The organism is Bacillus sp. SIMBA_005 (genome assembly GCF_046535585.1).
Classification (GTDB): Bacteria; Bacillota; Bacilli; order Bacillales; family Bacillaceae; genus Bacillus; species Bacillus pumilus.
In genome coordinates this window covers 1-231 of the sequence record NZ_JAWRWI010001268.1, presented here as the reverse complement: position 1 = coordinate 231, position 231 = coordinate 1, and the positions used below count along the sequence as shown (strand labels likewise).

The window sequence follows — 231 nt, the reverse complement described above, 5'->3', positions numbered from 1 at the left end:
CGTGTCTCCCAAAATGATACCTCTTGTAAAATCCTCGTGGTCAAGGTGAAAGACCTTTTCAAATGAATGCGAGAACGGCCCGTGCCCGAGGTCATGAAGCAGCGCCGCGGCCAAACAGAGTTCGCGCTCACTGTCATCCCATTCAGGGCGGCCTTTAAAGACGTCATCAACCATTCTTCTGACAATTTCATAGACACCGAGAGAATGGTTGAACCGGCTGTGCTCAGCCCC

At 51.9% G+C, this 231-nt stretch carries 1 protein-coding gene; it reads right to left on the bottom strand.

Annotated features, from left to right (window positions below; genetic code table 11):
* Positions 1 to 231, bottom strand: a 231-nt coding sequence (locus SB660_RS24145; protein ID WP_410585174.1) for an HD domain-containing protein, incomplete at both ends; no start/stop codon positions are given.